A 25,004-nucleotide genomic window follows, 5' to 3' on the forward strand; every position below is an offset into this window, starting at 1 on the left:
GTCCAGCGGAGGGGTTGGGTGCCATGCGGCTGGTGCACCTTGCGAGGGTGGTCGCCTTTGGCCGCGCGTCCCGTTGCCTTCCGGCGTGGTCACCTTCGCTCGTACCGAGCCGGTGCCGGACATCGTGAGGGGCCGACTTGGTGCGGCGGGCATGTGAAAGGGCGGCGCTCCCCCAGTGCAGGCTGGGAGGCGCCGCCCCTCGGCGAACCCGCGGAGCTATCGCAGGGTCAGGTTCCAGGCGTTGATGTACCCGGTGTCACCGGAGTACACGTCCTGGACCCGCAGCTTCCACGTGCCCGCCGCGACCTCGGACGAGGCGTTGACCGTGTAGGTCGCCACCACGTTGTCGGCACTGTCCGAAGAGGACGAGTTCTTCAGCCGGTAGGCGGTGCCGTCCGGCGCGATCAGGTCGATCACCAGGTCACCGCGGTAGGTGTGGACGATGTCCACGCCGACCTTGGTGCTCGAGGAGGCGTTGCCGGTCAGGGTCGAGGTGATCGACGAGGTGACTGCGGTGCCGCGGTCCGGGATGGCGACGTCGGTCGTGTTCTCCAGGCCGCCGGAGGGCGGAGGAGTCGTGTCGACGGCGTTCACGGTCTTGGTGGCGTCCGCGAGGCCCGCGCCGCAGCCGCCCGAGCAGGTGCCGGGGAGCGGGCGGGAGTTCGTCTTGATCAGGTCCTTGACCTGGGCCGGGGTGAGCGACGGCTTCTTGGCGACCAGGAGGGCGGCGAGGCCCGCGATGTGCGGGGCCGCCATCGAGGTGCCCTGGTAGGGCTTGTAGTTCTCGGCGCCGGGGGTGGTGGTGCCCGCGTTCAGCGTCGACCAGATGCCGTTCTCCGGCGTGGTGATCGTGCCGGGGGTGTCGGTGCCGCGGCGGGTCTCGCCGCCGGGGGCCGCGATGTCGATGCGGGTGCCGAAGTTCGAGTAGAACGCCTTGTTGCCCTCACGGGACGAGGCCGCGACGGTGATGACGCCGGTGCAGTTCGCCGGGGTGAAGTTGGCGACGTTCATGTTCGAGTTGCCGGCCGCGACGACGACCGTGGTGCCGCGGTTGATGGCGCCGTTGATCGCGTTCTGGTACGTCGTGGAGCAGGAGGACTGGCCGCCCAGCGACATGTTGATGACCTTGGCGACGTTCTGGTTCGCGGGCACGCCGCTCACCGTGCCGCCGGAGGCCCAGGTGATCGCGTCGGCGATGTCCGAGGTGGCGCCACCGCACTTGGCCAGCACGCGCAACGGCTGGATCTTGGCGTCGTAGGCGATGCCCGCGATGCCCTTGCTGTTGTTCGTGGACGCGGCGATGGTGCCCGCGACGTGCGTGCCGTGCCAGGACGAGCCCTGGTCGGCGGCCGGGACCGGGTTGCCGTTGGCGTCGGTGCCGCACTCGCCGCGCGCCACCCAGTCGCCCTCGTCGGCCGGGTTCGAGTCGCGGCCGTTGTTGTCACGGGCACGGGCGGCGTCGGAGACGAAGTCGTACCCCGCGACGACCTTGCTCGACAGGTCGCTGTGCGCGACGTAGCCGGTGTCGATGACCGCCACGGTCACGCCGGCGCCGGTGGTGCTCGACCACGCGCCCGGCACGTTCATGCCCGCGGTGGCCTCGAAGAGGTCCCACTGGCGGGAGTACTCGGTGTCGTTCGGGTCCGCGAACGGCTGCATCAGCAGGTCCGGCTCGACGTAGGCGACCTTCGGGTCGTTCTTGAACGCCTGGATGGTGCTGTCGGCGTTCGTGGTCTTCGAGCCGAGGTCGACGACGACCGCGCCACTCGCCGTGCGGCGGTGGAGGGACTTGCCCTTCTTGCGGGCGTCGTCCGAGGCAGCGGTGTCGGACGAGGCTTCGGCGGTGCCCGGCTTGTAGCCGACGATCAGCCGCTCGAACGGGCGGTTCACCTGGGTCGAGTCCGGCTGGGACTGCTGGGCGGGGGCAGCGGTCGCGGCGGGCGCGACAACGCTGAGCACGGCGGCGGAAACTGCCGCGGCGCACACACTCGTGCGTCGCATCTTGTTCACGTGAGGTCCTTCCACGCAGGGCCTTCGCGTGCCGTTGAGGGCGTCAGGGTTCTGAACCGGCTGCGGAGGTGGAGGGACCGTAAGTCGGGTCACACCTGCGAAAACAGGTCTAGCGGAGTCAGATTTCCGACACTGTCGTGTTCACGACAGAGTTGTTGGGCTGAATGGCGCACAATGTGGCCGTGTTCGGACACTTGGGCGTCGCGCCGGAGCTCACCGCCGTCTACGAGCTGCTGGTGACGGGTGGAAGCCGCACCACGGAGGAAATCGGCGTCACCGCCTCGGTGCTCGAGGAGATGCGGGACCTCGGCCTGGTCCGGCACCTGCCCGGCGACGTGTGGCAGGCCGTGGCGCCCGATCTCGCCGTCGAGGCGCTGATCGCCGCGCGCGAGGAGCAGAACCGCCGGGCGCGCGCGGACGTCGGCCCGTTGATGGAGCTCTACCTGCGCAACCGCGACGAGGAACTGGCGGACAACGCGTTCGTCGAGGTGGTGTCCGGTGTGGACGCCGTGCGCGAGCTGTGGCACGCCCTGCTGCGCGGCGCCCGCGAGGAGGTCTGCGTCCTCGACCAGCCGCCGTACGTCACGCCGCTCGGCCAGCACGTCGCGCTGGAGGACGAGACGCGGCTGCGGGACGTGCAGTGGCGGGTCGTCTACGACCGCTCGGCCGTCGACATCCCCGGCCGCGTCACGGAGATCATCGAACTGGTCGCGGCCGGCGAACGCGCCCGCGTCACCCCCACCCTGCCGTTCAAGCTCGCCGTGATCGACACGCACGCCGCCGTCCTGCCGGTCGTGAACGACGACGTGGTCGACAAGGTGCTGCTGATCCGGCCGTCCGCGCTGCTCGACGTGCTGCGGTCGACGTTCGAGCTGTACTGGGACAAGGGGATCCCGTTCAGCCCCGGCGGGATCTACGCGGCGGCGTCCGACGTGGACCCGAGCCTGCTGGGGCTGCTCGCGGCCGGGCTCACCGACGAGTCGATCGCGCGGCAGCTCGGGCTCGCGCCGCGCACGGTGCAGCGGCGGGTGCGGCAGCTGATGGACCGGTGCGGCGCGCAGACGCGGTTCCAGGCCGGGGTGCAGGCGATGCGCCGGGGCTGGCTCTAGGAGCCCGTGCAACCTTCGGTGATCTTGTGGCGTCTTCACGTACAGCAAGTGATCACTCACCAGGGGGATTCAACAATGCGCATGCGCAAGGTGATGGCGGCTGCCCTGACGGGCCTCGCACTGATCGGTCTCGCCGGCACGGCGTCGGCACAGGGCTCTGAGGACCTGACGTGGCCGCCGAAGGACGTCACGCCGGTCCACAAGACCAAGGCGGAGCTGCAGGAGCAGGCGGCGGAGTTCACGGCTCGCCAGGAGCGGACGTTCCCGCGGATCTTCCGCGGCGCCGAGAACGTCGTGCACGGGCAGTGGGGCGGTGAGTCGGCCGGCAGCATCTCCGACGGCCAGCAGTACCTGACCAGCTGGACCACGCTCACCTACCGAGGCCAGGCCACCGAGGTGTTCACGCAGGTCAACGCGCCGGGGTTCTTCCAGACCTCGCCGCAGGAGCTGTGCGAGCGGGACAAGTGCACCGGCAGGGTGAGCGACCACAGGGGCGGCCTGACCGTCTTCACGGAGAGGCCCGAGTACGGCATCACGGTCGCGTGGAACTTCCGCCCGAACGGTGAGGTCGTCTGGGCGCAGAGCTGGGCGAAGGACACGAAGGCGCAGGTGGCGGCCGTGGCCTCCGACCGCGCCTACACCTTCACGCGCTAGCGGGAAGTGAACGGGCGCTTCCGGTCGTGGAAGACACCGGAAGCGCCCGCTCGTTCAGCTGGCGACCTTGCGCGCGGCCACCAACTGCCCGTCCGCGAAGCCCTCGACGCGCACCTCGCGCCCGGTCGCGCTCAACGTCGCGGTGTGCGCGCCGTCGGTCACGTCCAGCGAGGTCATCGGGCGGCCGTCGACGTAGACGTCCACCCGGTCGAGGTTCACGGTGTCCAAGGAGACGGTCGTGCCCGCGACCGCCACGCCGAGCCGCCGCACGGGCAGCTCCGCCAGCAGCGAACCCGCTCGGGCGAGCAGGTCCACGTTGCCCTCCAACAGGTCCGCGCGCGTGACCTTGTGCTGGTGCGTCGGGCGCACGCCCAGGTCCTCCACCGGGGTGCCGGCGAGTTTGCCGACGCGCAACGTGCGGCGGATCGAGACGCGCATGTTCGCCTTGTTGGGCAACGTCTTGTAGGGCGACTCGGCGTCGAGCGGTGCCGGGATCTTCAGCAGCGTCGACAGCAGGCCGTGCGTCCACACGTTCGCGCCGCCCGCGCCGGTGTTGTCGTCCACACCGAGGATCGGGCCCAGTTCGTGGTCCGCCCAGCCCGCCGCGAAGATGTCGGTGGCGGAGTAGCAGCGCGCGTCGGTGACCAGCACGACCGGGCCGTGGTAGGTCTGGCCCACCGCGTTCGCGCCGTCGACCGGCGTGATGGTGTGCGAGCAGGAGAACGCCTGGCCCGTCTCGGTGGAGCTGTCGAGCGACGGGAACCACGGACCGAGGTCGATCTGCTTCGTCGGGTTCTCCGCGTGACGGCGGCAGATCCGCAGGTTCAGTGGCGTGCTGAGGAACTGCACGGGTTCCGGCTGGATCGGGCGCGGGGTCAGGGTCTGCAGCAGGAACTCCGACGCGAAGATGTGGCCGCCGCCGTTGTCGCGGACGTCCACGATGAGCCCGTTCTGCGGCAGCAGTGCCGCGAGTCGCACGAACTCCGCGAGGAACGCGTCCGGATCGTCCACGCTGAACGTGAAGATCCGCAGGTGCCCGAACGTGCCGGACGGCGTCACGACCGGGCGCGCCCGGAACACGCCGGGCATGGTCGTCGGCACGTCGGTCACGGACATCGCGACGGCGCCGCCGGCGGCCTCGGCCTGCACGACCTTGGGCGCGTGCAACAACTTCTTGGCGCGGGCCTTCTCGTCGGAGTCGAGGTCGACGCCCTGCGCGGCCGCGGCGGGTGACAGCGAGTCGACGTCGGTCATCGGCGGGAGGTTCTCCGTGACCTGCCAGTCGACGCGGACCTCCCCCGCGGTGCCGGCGGCGTCGCGGAAACTCACGACGACCCAGTCCTCGTCGGGCGGGAGCTGGATCACCAAGGGGCGCAACGTGAGCGACTCGAGCCCGCGCGCGAGGTTGGCGGCGGTGTTGCTGCCGGCGAAGATCGCGCCGTTCAGCGCGACGGCACGGGCGATCGGCGTGCCGTTCCAGTGCGTCACCTCGGTGCCCGCCTCGAGACCGGTGAACCCGGCGACCGTGCGGGCCACGAGGTGCTGCTCGGTGCCGTCGGCCGCGAAGCAGCGCTCCAGCTGGAACGGCAGGAAGGCGATCTTGCCCGCGAACGGCGCGGGCAGCAGGTAGTTCGTGTGCAGGTCGCGCACCGAGTGGAAGGTGCTCGACAGCTCGCGGTGGAACTGCCACTCGGGCTCGGCCGTGGCGTCGGTCTGCCGTTCGAGTCTCGCTCTGAGCACCCTGAGTCTCTGCACGGGGTTCACCGCGTGCATCGCGACCTTCAGAGGCAGGTGGGCGTAGTTCTGCTCCAGCAGGATCAGCGCCTGGTCGACGATGAGCTTGCGCTGCGCCAGGGTCAGCGTGCCGGCGGTGGCGAGGAACTCGGCGAGACCGACGGAATTTGCGACGTTCGGATGAGCGGTTGCGGTCATGGTGGGGCCTCCTTGCTCAGTAGAGGCTTTCCGGGCCGTCTGGATACACCTTTTTCACCCGTTCGGCCGCTAATCGGAGCAGCTTTCCGGACGACAACTGGAGTAAAGGGGAGGTCGGCGATGAGTCCACCCGTCCTGGAACTGCGCATCCACGGGGTCAACAACACGCCCCCGGACGCGATGCTGGCCCTTCCCGACCACGCCGTGGAGCAGTTCCGCGGCGACCGCTTCGGCAGCTTCTGGCGCCCGGAGCCCGGCAAACTCGCCGACCTGCCACCGGATCACGCCGGACAGGTGCCCGGGGGCGTGCGGCGCGAGGCGTACTCGTGGGGCGGCATGGCGCGCAGCACTCCGGGTGTGCCGGGCAGCGGGGTGCCGTCGGTGCTCGCGAACGCGCTGGGGCGGGTCGGCTGGGCGCTGCTGCTGCCGTTCGGGCTCGCGAACGTCGCGTACTGGTCCCGGAAGCTGCCCGACGACTCGGTTCCGCCGGCGCGGCGGATGGTGTGGTGGAACGCCGGGCGCGGTGCCGCCTCGACGCGGTTGTTCGGGCTGGGACTGACGGTGCTGCTGGTGCTCGCGGTGTGCGAGGTGGCCGTCGACGTCTACGCGGTCCAGTGCTCGTTGCCGGGCAGCGCGTGCAAACGGCTGCCGGACTTCCTCGACGTGCTCGGCGACCCCGCGCGGCACGTCCGCGTGCTGGCCGCGTCCGCCGTGCCGGTGGTGCTGCTGCTCGGGCTGCTGGCGCTGACGTCGTTGTCCCGCAGCAGGTACGAGATGACGTCCGTGCGCACGCCGCAGCGGAGGGCGGGCGTGATGCTCAGCCGGGCGTCGATGTGGCAGGGCAGCCCGCGGATCCGCCGGCTCACCCGGCTGCACCTCGCGGCCGGGTGCTGCGTGGTCGTGCTCGCGACGAGCACCGCGTTGTGGCAGCACGTGTTCTTCCTGGTGCTCACCGTGCTCGCAGGTGGCGTCCTGGCGGTCGTGGTGGCACGGGCGGTGGTCACGACGACCGACTGCCCGGACGTGCCGACGACCGAGCAGGGCGGGCTGTGGTCGTGGCTGCTGATGGTCTCCGCGGTGGTCGTCCTGCTGGCGCACGGGTTCGGGTTGTACGCGATCGCCCCGGAGTTCGGCGCACCGTTGTGGCTCTTGGAATGGGGACCACCGGTGGTGGTCGTCGCGCTGCTCGGGTCGGTGATGGCGGCGTGGTCGTGGCGGCGCAACGACGCCAAGGGTCCCCTGGTGCTGCTGGTGCTGTTCGTGGCTTTCATGGTTGCCACGCAGTGGTTTCCGCTCGCCTGGATCGGCGCGGCGGTGTTCGGCGGGGCGCTGGCGTGGCGGGCGCGACCGCGGGCCGGGGACGAGTGGCAGGCCTGGAACGGCGCCGGCCCCGGTGTCCTGCTGGGGTTGTCGCTCGTGTCGTCGGTGATGCTGTCGGCGGTGCTGGTGCTGACGTTCCGGGGCTGGGTCGGCACCGGGTTGCGGGTGCCGCCGTTCTACTCGTGGTTCAGCGCGGCCTTCGCGTGCGCGCTGGTCCCGCTGGTGCTGCTGGTCCTCGCGCAGGCGTTAGTGCTGCTGTCGCGGCTGATCGCGCCCGCGCTGCTGGACGGCGAGGCCGAGGCGCTCGTGGTCCGGGTGCGGCACGTGGTCGCCGTGTCGCACCGCGCCGAGACCACCGCCGGGGTGCTGTCGGTGCTGGGCGTCCTGTCGCTGCTGCTGACGTGCTACCTGACGTTCGCGGAGCCGGCGTGGTCGCGGTGGTCCGGGGTGGCGTGGGTGGTGGGCAAGGGCGACTGGGTCACCGGGCTCGCCGGGGTCGCGGTGGTCGGGTCGTTCGTCGGGGCGGGGATGCTCACCAACCGGCGGCCACTCGGGCTGCTGTGGGACCTGATGTGCTTCCTGCCGCGCACCGCCCACCCGTTCGCGCCGCCCTGCTACGCCGAGCGGGCCGTGCCGGAGATCGCGGACCGGTCGCGCGAGTTCCTGGACGAGTCGCCGGAGCACCGCGTCGTGCTGTCCGCGCACAGCCTGGGCGCCGTGCTGGCCGTCGCGGCGCTGTACGCGTTGCCCGACGGGTACCTGGGCCGCGTGCAGCTGCTGACGTACGGCGTGCAGCTGCGGCCGTACTTCGGGCGGATCTTCCCGGAACTGCTGGGACCCGCCGTGCTCGGCACACCCCCGGTGCGCGCGGGCGCGTTGTTCTCGTGCGACCCGTGGGTGCGAAAGGCAGGCACGGCACCGGAAGGCGGCCTGGCGGCGTTGCTCGGCCCGAGCTGGGTGAACCTGTGGCGCCGCACCGACTACCTGGGTTTCCCGGTGCACGGCTGGGAGTCCAACGACCTCGACCGCCGCGCGGACGAGACCGGCGGCTCACCGGACAAAGTGGAGACCCACGGCGACTACCACCTGTGCGCCGCCTACCGGGAGGCGTTCGCGCACCTCGTCTCGGTTGATCTGAACCAGTCACCCGATCGTGGACGTGCAGGGGGTGGGAACCTGGACCGCAGCTGACTTGAGGAGAACCATGCGCACGACCGTGACCACCCTGGTGGGTGCCGTACTGCTCACCGCGGGGCTGGCCGCCTGTTCCGACACCCCCGAGCCCGCCCCCGCCGTGAAACCCGTGGCGGAGACCGCCGTGGCCGCGCCCGCCGCCTCCGGCGACCAGCCGAAGGGGGTCACGTACGACGTCGCGCGGATCCCGTTGGGCGCCAGGCTCTCCACCGGCTTGTCCGTCTCGAATGGACGGACGACGGTGGAGCTGAAGGTGTCCGGGCTGCTGCCGAACACGAAGTACGGCTCGCACGTGCACACCAAGCCGTGTGGCGCCAAGCCCGCCGACTCCGGTCCGCACTACCAGCACACGAAGGACCCGGTGTCGCCGAGCGTCGACCCGGCGTACGCCAACGCGGACAACGAGATCTGGCTCGACTTCACCACCGACGCGCAGGGCGCCGCGACCGGCAGCGCCTCGGTGGCGTGGGAGTTCCGCGAGGGCGAGGCGAACTCGGTCGTCGTGCACGCCGCGCACACCAGCACCGAGCACGGCAAGGCGGGCACGGCTGGCGACCGCCTCGCCTGTCTCACCGCCGCGTTCTAGACGGGCCAGGTCAGGGCCACACCTCCGGCGAGGTGCGGCCCCGGCACCGGCTCCAGCACCGCCGCGCGGACGAGGTTGAGCACCTCGTACCGGGATCCGGCGCGACGGACGAGCCCGCGCACGCACAGGTCCCCGAGTGACCTGTCGTGCCCGGGGTCCTCCCCCTCGGCCATCCGCCGCAGCAGCTCGCGCCCGTCGGTGTCCAATGTGGACAGCGAGAGCCGCAGCGAGTCGCGCAGGTGGGCCGACGTCGGGTCGAGCGGGTTCGACCGCAGTCGTTCGAGCAGGTGCTGCGGCGAGTAGACCATGAACCAGCCGGCCGCGAACTCCAGCGCCGACGGCAGTCCGTCCAGCGCGTGCACGAGGCCGACCAGCGCGGCCTGGTTCGCGGGTTCCGGCTTGAACGCGGGCCGGACGCGGTGCACGTGCGTGAGCAGCATCCGCACCGCGGCGTCGTCGGCCAGCGCGCCGAGGGGGAACACGTGCTCGCCGGGCAGGCCGAGCGGGGCCCGTGCCGTGACGACGACCCGCAGCCGCGGGTGTGCGTCCAGCAGGCGCGGGTCCGGGCGACGGTCGGTGACGAGGACGGTGTTCTGGTCGTCGTCGACCGACGGGGCCGCCTGGGTCGGGTGCCACAGGACCGACCAGCCGTGCCGGAAGTGCAGCTCGCCGGCGACCTCCAGCGCGAGCCGGGTCTTGCCGACGCCGCTGACGCCCGTGATGGTGACCAGCCGCCGGTCCGTGGCCGGGGCGGCCTCCGTCAGCAACGCGGCCAGCGCGGCCGACTCGGCCTCGCGGCCCACGATCAGCCCGGCGGACCCGGCGGGAGCGGGCGGCGCCACCGCGGACCGCCCGGCCGAACGCCCGCCCGCCTGCTGCAGGTCCGCGCGGCTGTCCTCGTCGAGCCGCAGCCCCTCCGCGAGCAGCCGCACCGTCTCGGCCCGCGGCGACCGCGTGCGCCCGCACTCCAGGTCCCGGATGGCCCGCACGCTCACCATCGCGAAGTCAGCCAGCTGTTGCTGGGTGAGGCCCGCGCCGATCCGGTGCGTGCGCAGCAGTTCTCCGAACTCCCTCATCCCGTACCCCTCCCTCGGACATCGAGTCTCGGGGCGATCGGGCGGCGAAACATGGGTGGCGATCCCCCATATTCACGCCCCACCCAAATCTGGGGGGTTGGTCCCCATGTGCCGACCCGCCCGCGCGTGCGAGGTTGACCGGGTGACCTCCGCGGCCGAGACCAGCACCGGCGAGAGCTGGACAGCGGCGTTCGCCCACGCTCTGCGCCCGTTGATCGACGCGTCCCGCACCGAGGTCGCGCCGCCGTTCGACGCGGCGTTCGCGGAGCAGCTGGGACGCCGGCTCGTGGCGATCGCGGCCCGCACGCTCGTGCTGGAGCTGCACGCCACGCGCGACACGCTGACCGCGCCCACCAGCGCCGAGAGGTTCACCGAGTTCACCAGGACGCTGAACCTCTCGTCGATCTTCAACCGCTACCCAGTGCTGGCCAGGTTGCTCGCGCAGGCCTGTGAGCAGGCTGTTTCCACGCACCACGAGCTGTCGTCGCGGTTCACCCGCGACCGCGGCCGGATCGTCCGGACGATCTTCGACGGCGTCGACCCCGGCGCGTTGATCTCGATCGAGATGGGCCAGGGCGACGCGCACCAGCAGGGCCGAACGGTCGCGGTGCTGACCTTCGAGTCCGGCGCGAAGCTCGTCTACCGGCCACGCCCCCTCGGGCTGCACGTGCGGTTCACCGACCAGCTGGCCTGGCTTTCCACTCGAACTGGAATCACCTTCCGGACGCCGCGCCTGCTCCCCCGCGACGGGTACGGGTGGATCGAGCACATCGCCCACGAGCCGTGTGCGGACGTGGCCGGGGTCGCCGAGTTCTACCAGCGGCTCGGCGCGCTGCTGGCCCTGCTCTACGCGGTCGACGGCACGGACATGCACTACGAGAACCTCATCGCGTGCGGCGACCAGCCGGTGCTCGTGGACGTCGAGACGCTGTTCCACCCCACGCTGACGCAGGCCGACGCGGACCCGGCCACGCTCGCCCTGGTGCGGTCGGTGCACCGCACGGCCCTGCTCCCGCACGTGCTGCTGGGCGACAACGGGGTGGCGGACGTGTCCGGCGTCGGCGGTGACCAGGGCGTGCTGTCGCCGGTGAACGCGGTCGACTGGGAGGACGCGGGCACCGACCGGATGCGGCTGGTCCGGCGCCCGAAGACGTCCTCGGGCGCGTCCAACAGGCCGTTGCTCGGGGATGTGCCCGCCGAGCCCGCCGACTACCAGGACCCGCTGCTGGCCGGGTTCCGCGCCGGCTACGACGCGATCGTGGAGCACCGCGACGAGCTGCTGCGGCTGGTCCGCCAGTGCGTCGACGAGGAGGTCCGGTTCGTGGCGCGCGCGACCCGGCAGTACGCACGCCTGCTCGACGAGTCGACCCACCCGTCCGTCCTCGCCGACGCGCTGGACCGCGACCTCGCGTTCGGTGTGCTGGTGGTGGACGACCCGCTGCTCGACCGGCTGGTGCCGTTCGAGGTGTCCGACCTGTGGCGCGGCGACGTGCCGCTGTTCACGTGCCGGCCCGGGTCGACCGACCTGTGGACCGCGTCCGGGCTCCGGCTGCCGGGGATGCTGCCGGAGCCCGGACTGCACGCCGTGACGCGCAAGGTCCTCGCGATGAGCGAGGTCGACCGGCACGACCAGCAGTGGGTGATCCAGGCCCTGCTCGCGTCGCGGCCGCGGCCGGTGTCGCACCGCAGCGGCGCCCCGGTGCCCGGTCACGTCGCGGCGGTCGACCCGGACCCGGCCCGGCTGCTGGTCGCCGCGTGCGGGATCGCGGACCAGATCCTCGCGCACGCCGTCACCGGCAGGGACCGGGTGAACTGGCTCGGCCTGGAGCTCGTCGACGACCGGCACTGGACCGTGCAGCCGCTCGGCGCCGGTCTGTCCAACGGCTACACGGGTGTCGCGCTGTTCCTCGCCGAACTGGGCGCGCTGACCGGCGCCGCCCGGTACGTCGACTTCGCGCGCGACGCGCTGCGCCCGCTGCCCGCGCTGCTGGAGGTGTTCGCCGGGGAGCCGGAGCTCGTCACGGCCGTCAGCGGCGGGGTCCACGGCCTGGGCGGCATCTGCTTCGGTCTCGCCCGCCTGACCCCGTTGCTCGGCCTCGACCCCGGTCTGCTGGACCGGGCCGTGCGGCTGATGCCCGCGCAGGACGCCTCGCCGACCGTCGTGGACGGTGTCGCCGGCTCGCTCGCCGCGATGCTCGCGGTCGGCACGCCGGAGGCGCTGGCGCTGGCCGGTCACTACGCCTCCGTGCTGAGCGCCGCCCGCTGCCCTGAGAGCGGGTTCGCCCGCGGGCACGCCGGCGTCGGCTGGGCGCTGAGGCGTTACGCGGCGACCGCCGGCGACGATGCCGTGGACGTGGCCGCGCGCAAGTTCCTGGAGAGCAACGTCGTCGACCTGACCGACACCGGCTGGTGCGGCGGTCTGGCCGGTGTCGCGCTCGCCCGTGACGACGAGCGGCTGGCCGGTCTGCTGGCGTCCACGCCGCCGTTGCGGGACATGAGTCTCTGCCACGGCGAGCTGGGCGTCGTCGAGGCGCTGGCCGCACACCACCCGAGCGCCGCGGCCCGCCGCGTGGCGCTGGTGCTGGGAGCGCTCGAGGAGCACGGCGCGCGCTGCGCCACTCCCGGCGGCGTTCCCTCCCCCGGGCTGCTGACGGGTCTGGCCGGCATCGGCCACGGCCTGCTGCGGCAGGGGTTCGCGATCCCTTCGGTCCTGCAACTGCAAGCGTCACCCGAACAAGAGGAGCCCACCCGATGAACGAGTCCCTGCACCGCACGGCCGAGAACGCCGACCCGGCCGAGCACGCGATCGGGGAGATGGAACTCGCGCCGAAGACCTTCGCGGGCGCGCGGGCGCGCGCGTTGATGGGCCTGACGATGGCCATGAGCGCGTTCGTGGCGATCACCCCGGCCATCTCGGACACGACGGTGAGCGACAAGTAGAAACTTTCACCCCTAATACGTCTGGGCGGTCGATACGGAGACCGGACCGGGACCGTTAGGGTCCAGACATGCAGACCCGAGCGCCCCACGTGGTCGGCCGTGATCGTGAGGTCACGGCCGTCACGGGGGCACTCGCGCACGCCCGCGAGTCCCGCGGCGGGGCGGTTTTCCTCACCGGTGAGGCGGGGATCGGCAAGTCGCGGCTCGCCCGCTACGCGGCGGGGCTCGCGTACGACGAGGGCGTGCGGGTGCTCAAAGGACGCGGCACGACCATCGGCCCGATGGTGCCGTTCCGCCCGATCGCGGAGGCCCTCCTCGGCCTGTTCCGCGGCGAACCGCCGGACGACTCCGCGCTGGGACCGTACAAACCCGTGCTGGGCACGCTGATCCCGGAGTGGCACGACCACCGGTCCACGACGGAGTCGGTCGTGGTGCTGGCGGAGGCGGTGCTGCGGCTGCTCGCATCGGTCGCGCGCAAGACGCCGTGCCTGCTGGTGCTCGAGGACCTGCACGAGGCGGACGCCGAAACGCTCGCCGTGGTGGAGTACCTGGCGGACAACCTGGAGGACCAGCCGGTCCTGCTGCTCGCGACCATCCGCACCGAACCCGGCCACGCGCTGGAGCTCGTGCACCGGATGGTGCAACGGGGTTCGGGCAGGCTGGTGGAGCTGCACCGGCTCTCGCAGGAGGAGGTCGGCCAGATGACGGCCGCCTGCCTGGAGAGCGAGTGCGTGCCGGCGGAGCTCGTCGATCGCTTGTGGACGGACAGCGCCGGGAACCCGTTCGTCGTCGAGGAACTGCTGCACGGCATGGTGAGCAGCGGCCTGCTGGTGGCCGGAGCGCACGGCTGGCAGGTGCTGGGCGAGCTGAAGCTGCCCGTGCCGGCCGCGTTCGTGCGCAGCGTCGCGCACCGCACGGACCGGCTGGGACCGCAGGGCCGCGAGGTGCTCTCCGTCGCGGCGGTGCTGGGCCACCGGTTCCCGCTCTCCGTGGTGCAGCGGGTGACCGGCGTCGACGACCGCGAGCTGCTCAGCCACCTGCACGCGGGCGTGGCCGCGCAGCTCGTGACGCCGGACGAGCCCGCGCCCGACTGGTACGCGTTCCGGCACCCGCTGACCGCGGACGCGTTGATGGCCCAGCTCACCCCGGCCGAACACACGGACCTGTCGCAGCGCACCGCCGACGCCGTCGAGGACCTGCACCCCGCCCTGCCCGGCGACTGGTGCCCGCTCGTCGCGAAGCTGCGGTTCGACGCGGGCTCCTCGGCGCAGGCAGGACTTCTGTTCGCCGAGGCGGGCAAACGGGCGCTCGCCGGTGGAGCGGCGGACTCGGCCGTCACGCTGCTCGACCGCGCGCAGGGCCTGCTGACCGGCGGCCCCCGCGCCGAGGTGCTGGAGCTGCTGCTGCCGGCGCTGGCCGAGACGGGCGACTTCGAACGCGCCTTCGCGTTGGAGGTGAACGACCTGCACGGCCTCGACGGCCCGGCGCGCGCCCGGCTCCACACGCGACTGTCGCGAGTGGCCTATCTCGCCGGGTGGTTCACCGAGGGCGTGGAGCAGGTGCGGATCGCGCGGACGTTGCTCGGCACCGAGGCGCCGGACGAACTGGCCGCGCAGCTCGACGTCAACTCCGCCTACCTCGCCCTGAACATCCCGAGCCCGGACCGGATCTCCTCCGCGGCGGGTCTCGCGCGGCAGGCGGCGCAGGCGGCGGACCGCGCGGGGCTGCCGATGGTGGCGTGCGAGGCGTGGCAGCTGCTCGGGATCATCGCGCGCGAGCACGACATCGACGAGGCCAACGCGTGCTTCGGCAAGGCACTCGCGCTCGCCGACGCGCACCAGCTGCCGATCCAGCACGTCTACGCGCTGGTCCGCCTGGCGGGCAACGACTGGCTGGAGCACGGCAGCACCGCCGCCCTCGACCGCACGCACACCGAGGCGTGCCGGACGGGTGCGATCACGGTGGCGCACAACGTGGACGCGATCCTGGCCCTGCAGTCCGTGCTCACCGGCGACTACACCGGCGCCACCGAGGAGATCGAGCGGTGCCTGCGCACGACCACGCGCCTGCGGTTCCACGCGCTCACCCGCTACCTGCTGATGACCAAGGCCGTGCTGGCCGGGCACCAGGGCGACCGCGCCGGCACCGACGACGCCGTGCGGCAGTTCGAGGCGGTCGCGAAGAACGGTGCCCAGGAACACCCTCTGTGCTTCGGTCTGGCCCGCGCGTTCTGCGCGTTGCTGGAGGAGAACCAGGCTCTCGCGATGACGGAGCTCGACCACGCGTTCGCCCTGGAGTCCCAGAACCCCACGACGTTCCACCTGTCGGGCACGCACGGCTTGCGGGTGTTGCTCGGCGTGCTCGACGGCCGGTTCGGCTGGACCGAGTACCACGCGCTGACCGCGCCGTCCGCGTCGCGCATGAGGTGGAACCGGCAGTTCGTCGCGCTGGCGCACGCCGTGCTGCTCGGCCGCGACGGCCTCGGCGCCGAAGCGGCGCAAGCGTTTTCGCGCGCGTCGGAGGCCGCGGAGCCGTACCCGCTGGCGCGGCACCTCGGCCGGCGGCTCGTCGCACCGGAGGCCGCCGCCTGGGGTGACCCGGTGACGTGGCTGCGGTCCGCCGAGTCGTACTTCCACGAGGCCGCGGTGCCCGCCGTGGCGTCGGCGTGCCGGGGGCTGCTGCGGCAGGCCGGTGCGCCGGTGCAGCAGCGGCGCACCGGGACCGAGCAGGTGCCCCGGCAGCTGCGCGGGCACGGCGTGACGGTGCGGGAGTTCGAGGTGTTCGTGTTGCTGGCTGACCGAATGGGCAACAAGGCGATCGGCACCCGGTTGCACATCTCGCCGCGCACGGTGGAGAAGCACGTGGCGTCGTTGATCGCGAAGACCGGGCAGCCGGATCGGGAGGCGCTGTCCGCGTACGCGGCGGAGATGGGCCGCTGAGAGCCTTGGTGCCACGCCAGTGAGGCGTGGCGGTGAGCTGCCGCTTCCGCCGAAGTCGCGGCAGCCCGCCGGATCAGCTGTCCGCGGAGCCCGGTTCCGTCATCGGCCGCATCATCTTCGCCTTCACCGCGTCCGGCGCGACCCTGCCCGCGATCGCCTGCGCCTTGTTCTTCAGCGACCCCGCCACCACGTGGTCGTCGCCCTTCATCAGCGCCTCGAACCCCTGCCGCGCCACCTGCGCCGGGTCGTCCTTCTCCCCCGCGCCGACCTTGGTGTCCTCCATGCCGGCCCGCTCGAAGAACTCCGTGTCGGTCGGGCCCGGCATCAGCGTGGTGACGCTGACCCCGGTGTCGCGCAGCTCCTCGCGCAGGCCCTGCGCGAACGAGGCCAGGAACGCCTTCGAGGCCGCGTAGACCGAGTGGAACGGGCCCGGCGCGGTGGCGGCGATCGAGGACGTGAACAGCACCTTGCCCTGCTTGCGGTCCACCATGTCGCCGAGCAGCCGGTGCGAGAGGTGCACCGACGAGCGGACGTTCAGGTCGACGATCTCCAGGTTGTCGTCGACGGACGTGTCGCGGACGAAGTCGCCGCCGACGCCCACACCCGCGTTCACCGCGAGCACCTCCACCGGGCGGCCCATCGCGCGCACGCGCGCCACCACGGTCTCCACCCCCTCGTAGCCGCGCAGGTCGGCGCGGATCGGTTCGACCCGGACACCACCGCTGCGCAGCCTCAACTGGGCCGCCGCGTCGTCGATCCGTTCGTCCTCCGCGACCACGACGACGTCGAAGGCGTTGTCGGCCAGGACTTTCGCGAGTTCGTAACCTATTCCACTGGACGCACCGGTTACCACGGCAAGCGCATTCACAGGGGTTCTCCTTCCGGTCAAGAAGCCGGATACCCGTGGCCACCAGGTCGATGCCACATCGGCCGAAAGACCGATGCAACCTCCACGGTCCGTCCGGTGTCCTTATCGGTAGGTTGGTTGAAACGACATGGGGGACATTCGTGCGCAAAATTCTTCTCGCGCCGCTGTGCGCGCTGGTCACGGTGAGCGTGGCTGCGTGCAGTCCGTCAGGTCCGGAGCCGACCAATCCGGAACTGGCGCCGCGCGGCACGGCGATGACCAAGGTCAAGCCCACCCGGCAGGACCTGACCACCAAGCTCAGCATCACCGGCAAGGTCGAGATGAACCCGACGTTCGGCCTCGTCGCGCCGGTCGCGGGCCAGGTGCGGTACTTCGACGTGGCGGCGCCGAACGGCACGCCGACGAAGCCCATCCGCGTCGCGACCGTGTGGAAGGACCAGACGCCGAACTACGTCGAGGCGCCCGCGGGGTCCACGTTCAGCGGCCGGCTCGTCGACGACAAGGCGACGGTGACGGCGGGCATGCCGATCGCGTCGGCCAAGCACGTCGGGTACGCGCTCGTCGGCGACATCGACGGCCAGCAGGCTTACAAGATCAACGGCGCGCTCACGGACGTGACGGCGCAGATCAAGAACGGTCCCGGGCCGTTCCCGTGCACGGTGCTCGGCACGATCGCCGCGCTGCCGCAGGGCACGATCCCGGAAAAGCCGCCGGTCACGCAGGACAACAAGGACGGCGAGAAGAAGGACCAGCCGCAGCAGCAGCCCCAGCAACCGCAGCAGCAGCCCCAGCAGCCGAGCTCGTCGACCGGCCTGCGGATCGTGTGCACGGCGCCGGCGGACGTGCAGATGATCAACGGCGCCAGCGCGTCGATCGAGGTCACGACGGGCAAGTCGGCGCAGGCGCTGGTGGTCCCGGTCGAGGCCGTGGCGGGCCAGCAGGGCAAGGGCAAGGTCGACGTCATCTCGCGCGACGGCGCCCGCCGCACCACCGACGTGGTGCTGGGCCTGACCGACGGCAAGGTCATCGAGGTCAAGTCGGGTCTCACCGGCGACGAGGAGCTCGCCGTGCCGGGCCCGAACCTGCCCGAGGGCCAGCAGCAGGGCGGCGACCAGAGCAAGCCGACGGGACCGTGATGACGCTGTCCTCAGACCAGCCGACGGTGCAGGTACAGGCACCGCTGCTGCAGCTCAACGGCATCACGAAAGTCCTGAAGGGGCAAGGGGAACCGCGCACCATCCTGTCCGGTGTGGACTTCACCGTCCACCCGGGACAGAGCGTGGCGATCCTCGGCCGGTCCGGTTCCGGAAAGTCGACGCTGCTGTCGCTGATCGGTCTCTTCGACCGTGCCGACGAGGGCCAGTACTTCCTGCACGGCAACGACATCACGAAGCTCCCCGAGCGCAGGGCCGCGGCGTTGCGCAGCGCGGAGTTCGGGTTCGTGTTCCAGCGCTTCTTCCTGCTCAAGCACCTCACCGCGGCGCAGAACGTGGCGATGGCGCTGGTGAACGGCCAGGGCTGGTCGGGGCCGCGCAAGCGCAAGCAGCAGGTGATGGAGGCGCTGGAGCAGGTCGGCATCGCGCACCTCGCGAAGTCCAAGCCCAGCAGGCTTTCCGGCGGTGAGCAGCAGCGCGTCGCGATCGCCAGGGCACTCGTGCGGCAGCCGCGCATCATCCTCGCCGACGAGCCCACTGGCGCGCTCGACACGGAGACCGGCAACCTCGTCGTCGAGGTGCTGCTCAACACGACCAGGCAGGGCTGCGGCCTCGTGCTGGTCACGCACGACCACGACCACGCGCGCAAGATGGGCCGCGTGATGGAACTGCGCGACGGGCGGTTCAACTGATGCTTTCCGGCAAGTTCCGGTCCGCCCTGGTCATCGGCGGACAGGGCATCCGCGCCCGAAAACTGCGCACGTTCCTCTCGATGGTCTCGCTGTTCCTGGGCGTGCTCGCGGTCGTGGCCGTGCAGGCGGGGTCGGAGATCGCCGAACGCGCGATGCTCACCGACGTCGAGCTCCAGTCCGGCAAGGACGGCACGATCCGGGGCTACGTCCCCGGCGAGAAGGGCGCGCCCGGCATCGTCGAGTCCACCTTCAAGGGCCGCACCGACGCCGTCGCGATGATCAGCTCGAACGCGATCATCGGCGAGCCCGGCGTGCGGCCGATCAACGAGGGCGGCATGCCGTTCGAGTACGCCGGTCAGGGCCGCGGGTACTACGGCCCGACGATGATCTGCGACGCCAACGGCACGTGCCACGAGCAGAAGCAGCCCGAGAAGAAGCCGGACGGCCAGGCCATCGAGGTCAACATGGTCGCGCTGACCGGCGACATCCGGCCGTTCAAGCCGTTCCGCCCGGTCTCCGGCTCGTGGCTCGAGTTCGGCACCGCGCCGTCGCTCGCTCCCCGGATCGTGCTGAACGAGGAGGCCGCCAAGGGCCTGCGCCAGTACCGCGTCCCCGGCGAGATGACGATCGAGGGCGCCACGCACCACGTGTCGCCGCAGATCATCGGCGTGGTGCAGGACGGCGACATGCAGCCGCGGATCTACATGCGGCTCGACGAGCTGCGCACGTGGATGCCGGCGGCCACGGAGACCGCCAACCCCAACCAGTTCCGCGGCGGCGGCACGAGCCTCGAGCTCTTCCTGCAGCCCGGCACGGACGACCTGCAGCAGCTGCTCAAGGCGAAGCTCGTCGGCGCGGGCCTGCCGCAGGAGCAGATGCAGTTCCAGCCCGTGAACTCCAAGGAGCGCATGGAGTCCGAGCTGAAGATCATGCGACTGATCTTCCTCGGCATGGCGTTCCTGGTGCTGCTGATCGGCGTCGCGGGCATCCTGAACGTCGGTCTCGCCACGGTCGGCGAGCGCGTCGAGGAGTTCGCACTGCGGCGCGCGGTCGGCATGTCGCGGATGCTGCTCGCGGGGATCGTGCTCGCGGAGACGTTGCTGACGGGCCTGCTGACGGCGGCGCTCGCGATCGGCGCGGGGGTGGCGGGGCTGCAGGTGGCGCTGATGATGTTCGGCAGCCGGTTCCCGTCGTTGCAGGGCACGGCGTTCCCCTGGGAGGCGGGGGTCGCGGGCGTGATCGCGGGTCTGGTCGCGGGTGTGCTGGGCGGGTTGATCCCGGCCATCCGGGCGGCGCGGATCCCAATCGCCACAGTCATGCGAGCCTGAGTGCTGTGGCCGCCGAACCGGGGGTTCGGCGGCCACAGCGCTGTCCGGCTCGTCGCCGGCGAAGCCCCGGACCGCGGTGATGCGGTCCGGGGTTTCGCGTCAGTTGAGCTCGTCCGGGTTCGGGCCGATGCGCCCGCCGCGGTCCAGCCCAGCCAGGGCCTCGACCTCACCGGCGGCCAGCTCGAAGTCGAACACGTCGATGTTCTCCTGGATCCGCGACGGCGTCACGGACTTCGGGATCACGACGTTGCCGAGCTGCAGGTGCCAGCGCAGCACGACCTGGGCCGCGGACTTGCCGTGCGCCAGCGCGATCTTCTGCACGACCGGGTCGGTGAGCAGCTCGCCGCCCTGCCCGAGCGGGGACCAGGCCTCGGTCTGGATGCCGTGCTCGGCGTGGAACGCGCGCAGGTCGGCCTGCTGGAAGTACGGGTGCAGCTCGATCTGGTTGACGGCCGGCACGACGCCGGTCTCGTCGATCAGCCGCCGCAGGTGCGCGGGCTGGAAGTTGGAGACGCCGATCGCACGGACCCGCCCCTCCTCCTGCAGCTCCACGAACGCCTTCCAGGTGTCGACGTAGTTGTCGCGCGCCGGGGTCGGCCAGTGGATCAGGTACAGGTCGAGGACGTCGAGGCCCAGCTTGGACATCGACGCGTCGAACGCGCGCAGCGTGGCGTCGCGGCCGTGGTCGTCGTTCCACAGCTTGGTGGTGACGAAGACGTCGTCGCGGGCCACGCCGGACTGGGCGATCGCCGCACCGGTGCCGGCCTCGTTGCCGTAGGCGGCGGCCGTGTCGATGCTGCGGTAGCCCGCCTTCAGCGCCTCCGCGACGGCCGGGGTGGCCTCCGCGTCGGGCACCTGCCAGACGCCGAAGCCGAGCTGGGGCATGACGACGCCGTTGTTGAGCTTCACGGTGTTCAAAGCAGAATCCTTACCTTGTCAGGGGATCAGCGTCGGAGCGGTGCCGCCGTCGACGCGCAACGCGGCTCCGGTCGTCGCGGACGACAGGTCCGACGCGACGTAGGTGATGAGGTTCGCGACCTCGTGGGGACGGATCAGGCGGCCCAGCAGCAGCGTGGGGCGTTCGGTGCGGACGAACTCCGCTTCGCCGCCCTCGCCGACGCGGTCGCGGATGAACTCCTCGACGCCGGGCGTCAGCGTGGGGCCGGGCAGGACCGAGTTGACGGTGACGCCGGTGCCCTTGACCTCCTGGGCCATGCCGCGCGAGAGCGCGAGCTGCGCTGTCTTCGTCATGCCGTAATGGACCATCTCGGTGGGCGTGAAGACGGACGACTCGCTGCTCACGAAGATCACCCGGCCCCAGCCGCGCTCGACCATGCGCGGCGTGTAGTGCCTGGCCAGGCGGACGCCGGACATGATGTTGGTGTCGAAGTAGCGCTGCCACTCGGCGTCGTCGATCTCGAAGACCGGCTTCGCGCCGTAGATGCCAAGGTTGTTGACCAGCACGTCGACGTCGGGCACCTGCTCGACCAACGCCGCGGCACCGGAAGCGGTGGCGAGGTCCGTCGCGACACCGCGCACGTCACCGTGGCCACTGAGCTTGCCGACCGCCTCGGCCACGGTCTCCTCGCTGCGGCCCGTGACGACGACGGCCGCACCGGCCTTGAGCAGGCCCTCCGCGGTGGCGAACCCGATGCCGGCGGTGGAGCCCGTCACAAGTGCCGTGCGTCCCGACAGATCCATGTCTCTCCCCGGTAGACTTGTTGAAGACGATTACAAGCGTACGCAATAGTTGCACACGCTGTCTATTCGAGAAGGGTTGACCTATGTCACTGGACGACGACGCCGTCCAGGCGCGCGCACAGGGCTGGCGCACGCTGGCGGCGCTGCACGCCCGGATCGAGGACCGCCTGGAAAGAGCGCTGCAGAAGGCCCACGAGCTGTCCGTCAGCGAGTACACCGTTCTGGACGTGCTCAACCGCCAGGACGGCTTCCACCTTCGGATGAACCAGCTGTCCAACGCCGTGGTGCTCAGCCAGTCCGCCACGACGCGCCTGGTCACGCGCCTGGAGGACCGCGGCCTGCTCGCGCGCTACCTCTGCCCCACCGACCGGCGCGGCATCTACACCGAGGTCACCGAGAAGGGCCACGAGCTGCTCGCGCTCGCCCGCCCGACCCACGACGAGGTGCTCTCCGAGTCGCTCACCGAGGCGGGGACCGTGCCCGAGCTCAAGCCACTCGTTGAGGCGCTCGCCAAGCTGTAGCCGTTCGAGCAAGATCGCGCGCATGGATCTCCACGCGCTGATCCGCGCCGAAGCACCGCGGGCCGAACAGGACCGCGCCCTCACCGACCCGGTGCTGGCCGCGCTCGTCGACCACGGCGTCCACCGCCTGATCGCCCCGAAGCGCTACGGCGGCGCCGAGCTGGGCCTGCCCGAGTGGAGCCGGGAGGTGCAGGAGCTCTCGCGCGCCGACGCCTCGACCGGCTGGACCGCGATGACGACCACGATCTCGTCGTCGCTCGCCTGGTACCTGCCGCTGGACGCCTCCGAGGAGGTCTTCGGCGACCCGCGCGCGTTGATCGCGGGCACCGCCGCGCCGTTGGGCAGGGCCGTGGAGACCGACGGCGGTTACCGCGTCACGGGCCGTTGGGGCTGGGGCAGCGCGGTCGCGTATTCGTCGTGGGTCATCGGTGGCACTCTCACGCCCGTGGGGCCGCGTCTGGCCGTGTACCCGCGTGCGGACGTGACGATCCACGACACGTGGCACTCCGCCGGCCTGCGCGCCACCAGTTCACACGAGTTCTCCGTGACCGAGGCGTTCCTGCCCGCGAACCGCGCCGTGTGGCCGATCGGGATCACTCCCGGCATCGAGGGTCCGATCACGGTGTTCCCCTACTTCAGCTTCCTCGCCGCGGGCGTCGCGTCCGTGTGCCTCGGCGTGGCCCGCCGCGCGGTCGACGAGATCGAGGCGCTGGCCACCGAGAAGACCCCGCAGTACGCGACGACCCGGCTCGCCGAGCAGACCGGCCTGCAGATCGAGCTCGCCCAGGTCGAGGCCCGGCTGTCGGCCGCGACGGCGTTCCTGCACGAGGCATTGAGCGCGGCCTGGGAGGCGGCGCTGACCGGGTCCGCCGCTCCGGACCCGCTGAAGGCGCGGCTGCGGCTCGCCTGCTCGTTCGCGGCGGGCGAGGCGACGGACGTGACGCAGAAGGCGTTCGCGGCGGGTGGCGGTAGCTCGGTGTTCGAGTCGTCGGCCCTGCAGCGCTGCCTGCGCGACGCGCACGTGGCGGCCCAGCACACCGTGGTCTCGCGCCGGATGCTGGAGACGTACTCGATGCTCAAGCTGGGCCTCGGCCCGGACATGTCGAGGTTCTGATGGACGCCCTCGAGGCCATCATGACCACGCGCGCGATCCGCCGCTTCACCGACGAGCCGGTGAAGGAGGACGACGTGTGGACGTGCCTGCGCGCGGCCCAGCAGGCGCCGTCGGGCGGCAACGTGCAGCCCACGCGGTACCTCGTGGTCACCGACCCGGACGTGCGGGCCTCCGTCGGCGCGCTGTACCGCAGCGCCTTCACCCGGTACACCGAGGTCGCGCCGGTCCGCACCGACGAGGCCGGCCTGCGGATCGGCAGGTCGGCGAACCACCTCGCGGACACCCTGGCGTCCGTGCCGGTGATCGTGTTCTTCCTCATGCCGCGGCTGCCGTCGCTGGTGGAGGGCATCGACATCGGACCGGTGCACGCGTCGGTCTACCCCGCCGTCCAGAACTTCTGCCTGGCCGCGCGGGCGCTGGGGCTCGGCACCACGCTGACCACGGTGATCCGCGTGCACCAGGCGGAGGCGCTGGAGCTGCTCGGGGTGCCGGACGGGTGGGAGATCGCCGCGATGGTCCCGCTCGGGCACCCGGCGGAGAAGTTCTCGGTGGCCCGGCGCAGGGACGTGTCGAAGGTGACCTCGTTCGACCGCTGGAGCTAGGGTGCGGGCATGCCCGACACGCAGTACGAAGACCTGCTCCGCCACGTCCTGAAGGAGGGCGTGCGCAAGGAGGACCGCACCGGCACCGGCACGCGGTCGATCTTCGGCCACCAGCTGCGCTACCCGCTCGCCGCCGGCTTCCCGCTGATCACGACGAAGAAGGTCCACTTCAAGTCGATCGCGTACGAGCTGCTGTGGTTCCTGCGCGGCGACAGCAACGTGAAGTGGCTGCAGGAGCACGGGGTGTCCATCTGGGACGAGTGGGCCTCCCCCGAGGGCGAGCTCGGCCCGGTCTACGGCGTGCAGTGGCGCTCGTGGCCCACCCCGGACGGCGGGCACGTCGACCAGATCGCCGAGGTGCTGAAGACGCTGCGGACGAACCCGGACTCGCGCCGGATCATCGTCTCCGCCTGGAACGTCGGCGAGATCTCGAACATGGCCCTGCCCCCGTGCCACGCGTTCTTCCAGTTCTACGTGGCGGACGGCAAGCTCTCCTGCCAGCTCTACCAGCGCAGCGCGGACCTGTTCCTCGGCGTGCCGTTCAACATCGCCTCCTACGCGCTGCTCACGCACATGATCGCCGCGCAGACCGGCCTCGGCGTCGGCGACTTCGTCTGGACCGGCGGCGACTGCCACATCTACGACAACCACGTCGAGCAGGTCGAGCTGCAGCTCAGCCGGGAGGCGCGGGAGTTCCCGACGCTGCGGATGGCGACGGCCTCCAGCCTGTTCGACTACTCCTACGAGGACTTCACGATCGAGGGGTACGACCCGCACCCCGGCATCAAGGCGCCGGTGGCGGTGTGATCGGCCTGATCTGGGCCCAGGCCGCGAACGGCGTGATCGGGCGTGACAACGCCATCCCGTGGCACGTCCCGGAGGACATGAAGCACTTCCGGGAGACCACGGCGGGCGCCGCGGTCCTGATGGGACGGCGGACCTGGGAGTCGCTGCCGCCGCGCTTCCGCCCGTTGCCGCGCCGCCGCAACCTGGTGCTGTCGCGCACGCCCCAGGAGGGCGTGGAGACCTTCGACAGCCTGGAGAGGGCGCTCGCCGACGTCACCGGCGACCTGTGGGTGATGGGCGGGTCCGCGGTGTACGCGGCGGCGCTGCCGTTCGCCGACCGGATCGAGGTGACCGAGATCCGCGAGACCGTCGAGGGCGACACGTACGCGCCCGCCGTGGACCGCGAGCCCGTGCACGTCGGCGAGTGGCTGGAGTCGAGCAGCGGCCTGCACTACCGGTTCGTCCGCTACTGAGAGCC

At 71.4% G+C, this 25,004-nt stretch carries 21 protein-coding genes; 15 read left to right on the forward strand and 6 right to left on the reverse strand.

Going from position 1 to position 25,004, the window contains the following annotated elements; genetic code table 11:
* Positions 1–216: 216 nt before the first annotated feature.
* Entirely contained in the window at positions 217–2,001 is a 1,785-nt protein-coding gene (locus ABZX02_RS05470; protein ID WP_355295825.1) for a S8 family serine peptidase, read from the reverse strand.
* Positions 2,002–2,192: 191 nt separating this feature from the next.
* Here ABZX02_RS05470 and ABZX02_RS05475 point away from each other — a divergent pair, with 191 nt between their 5' ends.
* The gene (locus ABZX02_RS05475; protein WP_355295101.1) at positions 2,193–3,119 is read left to right on the forward strand and encodes a LuxR C-terminal-related transcriptional regulator; all 927 of its coding nucleotides are present in this window, start codon (positions 2,193–2,195) and stop codon (positions 3,117–3,119) included.
* A gap of 75 nt (positions 3,120–3,194) precedes the next feature.
* A complete protein-coding gene (locus tag ABZX02_RS05480) occupies positions 3,195–3,773 on the forward strand; it encodes a hypothetical protein (RefSeq protein ID WP_355295103.1) in 579 nt (192 codons plus the stop codon).
* A gap of 54 nt (positions 3,774–3,827) precedes the next feature.
* Here the strand turns inward: ABZX02_RS05480 and ABZX02_RS05485 are convergent, their stop codons facing one another.
* Entirely contained in the window at positions 3,828–5,705 is a 1,878-nt protein-coding gene (locus tag ABZX02_RS05485) for a S41 family peptidase (protein WP_355295105.1), read from the reverse strand.
* 120 nt (positions 5,706–5,825) lie between these two features.
* On the opposite strand from ABZX02_RS05485, the gene ABZX02_RS05490 reads away from it, so the two are divergent.
* Both ABZX02_RS05490 and ABZX02_RS05495 read left to right on the forward strand, forming a co-directional pair.
* Entirely contained in the window at positions 5,826–8,216 is a 2,391-nt protein-coding gene (locus ABZX02_RS05490) for a hypothetical protein (RefSeq protein WP_355295107.1), read from the forward strand.
* Positions 8,217–8,229: 13 nt separating this feature from the next.
* On the forward strand, positions 8,230–8,805 hold the full coding sequence (locus ABZX02_RS05495; protein ID WP_355295109.1) for a superoxide dismutase family protein: 576 nt from the start codon (positions 8,230–8,232) through the stop codon (positions 8,803–8,805).
* Here ABZX02_RS05495 and ABZX02_RS05500 read toward each other — a convergent pair.
* A complete protein-coding gene (locus tag ABZX02_RS05500) occupies positions 8,802–9,881 on the reverse strand; it encodes a helix-turn-helix domain-containing protein (RefSeq protein WP_355295110.1) in 1,080 nt (359 codons plus the stop codon). The genes ABZX02_RS05495 and ABZX02_RS05500 overlap by 4 nt on opposite strands.
* Before the next feature lie 142 nt (positions 9,882–10,023).
* On the opposite strand from ABZX02_RS05500, the gene ABZX02_RS05505 reads away from it, so the two are divergent.
* From ABZX02_RS05505 to ABZX02_RS05515, 3 genes are all read left to right on the forward strand, one after another.
* Positions 10,024–12,636, forward strand: coding sequence for a type 2 lanthipeptide synthetase LanM family protein (locus ABZX02_RS05505; RefSeq protein ID WP_355295112.1), 2,613 nt, complete (start codon positions 10,024–10,026; stop codon positions 12,634–12,636).
* A complete protein-coding gene (locus ABZX02_RS05510) occupies positions 12,633–12,821 on the forward strand; it encodes a hypothetical protein (RefSeq protein WP_355295113.1) in 189 nt (62 codons plus the stop codon). Before ABZX02_RS05505 ends, ABZX02_RS05510 begins: the two co-directional genes overlap by 4 nt.
* 68 nt (positions 12,822–12,889) lie before the next feature.
* A complete protein-coding gene (locus ABZX02_RS05515) occupies positions 12,890–15,760 on the forward strand; it encodes an AAA family ATPase (RefSeq protein ID WP_355295115.1) in 2,871 nt (956 codons plus the stop codon).
* Between the two features lie 73 nt (positions 15,761–15,833).
* Here ABZX02_RS05515 and ABZX02_RS05520 read toward each other — a convergent pair whose 3' ends face one another.
* Complete coding sequence (locus ABZX02_RS05520; RefSeq protein WP_355295116.1) at positions 15,834–16,628, reverse strand: SDR family NAD(P)-dependent oxidoreductase; 795 nt, start codon at positions 16,626–16,628, stop codon at positions 15,834–15,836.
* Between the two features lie 140 nt (positions 16,629–16,768).
* Between ABZX02_RS05520 and ABZX02_RS05525 the strand changes: the two genes are divergently transcribed.
* The 3 genes from ABZX02_RS05525 to ABZX02_RS05535 are packed head-to-tail and all read left to right on the forward strand — an operon-like array spanning position 16,769 to position 19,802.
* Positions 16,769–17,764: an efflux RND transporter periplasmic adaptor subunit gene (locus tag ABZX02_RS05525; RefSeq protein ID WP_355295118.1), complete on the forward strand. Its 996-nt coding sequence runs from the start codon at positions 16,769–16,771 to the stop codon at positions 17,762–17,764.
* Positions 17,764–18,474: an ABC transporter ATP-binding protein gene (locus tag ABZX02_RS05530; RefSeq protein WP_355295119.1), complete on the forward strand. Its 711-nt coding sequence runs from the start codon at positions 17,764–17,766 to the stop codon at positions 18,472–18,474. Before ABZX02_RS05525 ends, ABZX02_RS05530 begins: the two co-directional genes overlap by 1 nt.
* Positions 18,474–19,802 carry an ABC transporter permease gene (locus ABZX02_RS05535; protein WP_355295121.1) on the forward strand — a complete coding sequence of 443 codons (1,329 nt, stop codon included), beginning with the start codon at positions 18,474–18,476 and terminating at the stop codon, positions 19,800–19,802. The genes ABZX02_RS05530 and ABZX02_RS05535 overlap by 1 nt, the downstream gene beginning before the upstream one ends.
* A gap of 99 nt (positions 19,803–19,901) precedes the next feature.
* On the opposite strand, the gene ABZX02_RS05540 is transcribed toward ABZX02_RS05535, so the two are convergent.
* Together ABZX02_RS05540 and ABZX02_RS05545 are read right to left on the reverse strand one after the other, a co-directional pair.
* Positions 19,902–20,687 carry an aldo/keto reductase gene (locus ABZX02_RS05540; RefSeq protein WP_355295827.1) on the reverse strand — a complete coding sequence of 262 codons (786 nt, stop codon included), beginning with the start codon at positions 20,685–20,687 and terminating at the stop codon, positions 19,902–19,904.
* Between the two features lie 51 nt (positions 20,688–20,738).
* Positions 20,739–21,503, reverse strand: coding sequence for an SDR family oxidoreductase (locus tag ABZX02_RS05545; protein ID WP_355295123.1), 765 nt, complete (start codon positions 21,501–21,503; stop codon positions 20,739–20,741).
* Positions 21,504–21,586: 83 nt separating this feature from the next.
* Between ABZX02_RS05545 and ABZX02_RS05550 the strand changes: the two genes are divergently transcribed.
* Genes ABZX02_RS05550 through ABZX02_RS05570 form a run of 5 tightly spaced genes read left to right on the forward strand, consistent with a single transcriptional unit; the run spans position 21,587 to position 24,999 of the window.
* On the forward strand, positions 21,587–22,024 hold the full coding sequence (locus tag ABZX02_RS05550; protein ID WP_355295125.1) for a MarR family transcriptional regulator: 438 nt from the start codon (positions 21,587–21,589) through the stop codon (positions 22,022–22,024).
* A 22-nt stretch (positions 22,025–22,046) separates the two neighbouring features.
* A complete protein-coding gene (locus ABZX02_RS05555; RefSeq protein ID WP_355295127.1) occupies positions 22,047–23,138 on the forward strand; it encodes an acyl-CoA dehydrogenase family protein in 1,092 nt (363 codons plus the stop codon).
* The gene (locus ABZX02_RS05560) at positions 23,138–23,740 is read left to right on the forward strand and encodes a nitroreductase family protein (RefSeq protein ID WP_355295129.1); all 603 of its coding nucleotides are present in this window, start codon (positions 23,138–23,140) and stop codon (positions 23,738–23,740) included. The genes ABZX02_RS05555 and ABZX02_RS05560 overlap by 1 nt, the downstream gene beginning before the upstream one ends.
* A gap of 9 nt (positions 23,741–23,749) precedes the next feature.
* Positions 23,750–24,547, forward strand: a complete 798-nt coding sequence (locus tag ABZX02_RS05565; protein ID WP_355295131.1) for a thymidylate synthase — start codon at positions 23,750–23,752, stop codon at positions 24,545–24,547.
* Positions 24,544–24,999, forward strand: a complete 456-nt coding sequence (locus tag ABZX02_RS05570) for a dihydrofolate reductase (RefSeq protein WP_355295133.1) — start codon at positions 24,544–24,546, stop codon at positions 24,997–24,999. The genes ABZX02_RS05565 and ABZX02_RS05570 overlap by 4 nt, the downstream gene beginning before the upstream one ends.
* Positions 25,000–25,004 lie beyond the last annotated feature (5 nt).

This window comes from Lentzea sp. NPDC003310, assembly GCF_040610935.1.
Taxonomy (GTDB): domain Bacteria; phylum Actinomycetota; class Actinomycetes; order Mycobacteriales; family Pseudonocardiaceae; genus Lentzea.

Excerpts from the sequence above, each read along its gene's own strand:
- ABZX02_RS05470 (WP_355295825.1), bottom strand. The coding sequence starts at position 2,001 with ATGCGACGCACGAGTGTGTGCGCCGCGGCAGTTTCCGCCGCCGTGCTC.
- ABZX02_RS05480 (WP_355295103.1), top strand. The coding sequence starts at position 3,195 with ATGCGCATGCGCAAGGTGATGGCGGCTGCCCTGACGGGCCTCGCACTG.
- ABZX02_RS05485 (WP_355295105.1), bottom strand. The coding sequence starts at position 5,705 with ATGACCGCAACCGCTCATCCGAACGTCGCAAATTCCGTCGGTCTCGCC.
- ABZX02_RS05490 (WP_355295107.1), top strand. The coding sequence starts at position 5,826 with ATGAGTCCACCCGTCCTGGAACTGCGCATCCACGGGGTCAACAACACG.
- ABZX02_RS05495 (WP_355295109.1), top strand. The coding sequence starts at position 8,230 with ATGCGCACGACCGTGACCACCCTGGTGGGTGCCGTACTGCTCACCGCG.
- ABZX02_RS05500 (WP_355295110.1), bottom strand. The coding sequence starts at position 9,881 with ATGAGGGAGTTCGGAGAACTGCTGCGCACGCACCGGATCGGCGCGGGC.
- ABZX02_RS05510 (WP_355295113.1), top strand. The coding sequence starts at position 12,633 with ATGAACGAGTCCCTGCACCGCACGGCCGAGAACGCCGACCCGGCCGAG.
- ABZX02_RS05515 (WP_355295115.1), top strand. The coding sequence starts at position 12,890 with ATGCAGACCCGAGCGCCCCACGTGGTCGGCCGTGATCGTGAGGTCACG.
- ABZX02_RS05530 (WP_355295119.1), top strand. The coding sequence starts at position 17,764 with ATGACGCTGTCCTCAGACCAGCCGACGGTGCAGGTACAGGCACCGCTG.
- ABZX02_RS05535 (WP_355295121.1), top strand. The coding sequence starts at position 18,474 with ATGCTTTCCGGCAAGTTCCGGTCCGCCCTGGTCATCGGCGGACAGGGC.
- ABZX02_RS05540 (WP_355295827.1), bottom strand. The coding sequence starts at position 20,687 with ATGCCCCAGCTCGGCTTCGGCGTCTGGCAGGTGCCCGACGCGGAGGCC.
- ABZX02_RS05545 (WP_355295123.1), bottom strand. The coding sequence starts at position 21,503 with ATGGATCTGTCGGGACGCACGGCACTTGTGACGGGCTCCACCGCCGGC.
- ABZX02_RS05550 (WP_355295125.1), top strand. The coding sequence starts at position 21,587 with ATGTCACTGGACGACGACGCCGTCCAGGCGCGCGCACAGGGCTGGCGC.
- ABZX02_RS05555 (WP_355295127.1), top strand. The coding sequence starts at position 22,047 with ATGGATCTCCACGCGCTGATCCGCGCCGAAGCACCGCGGGCCGAACAG.
- ABZX02_RS05560 (WP_355295129.1), top strand. The coding sequence starts at position 23,138 with ATGGACGCCCTCGAGGCCATCATGACCACGCGCGCGATCCGCCGCTTC.
- ABZX02_RS05565 (WP_355295131.1), top strand. The coding sequence starts at position 23,750 with ATGCCCGACACGCAGTACGAAGACCTGCTCCGCCACGTCCTGAAGGAG.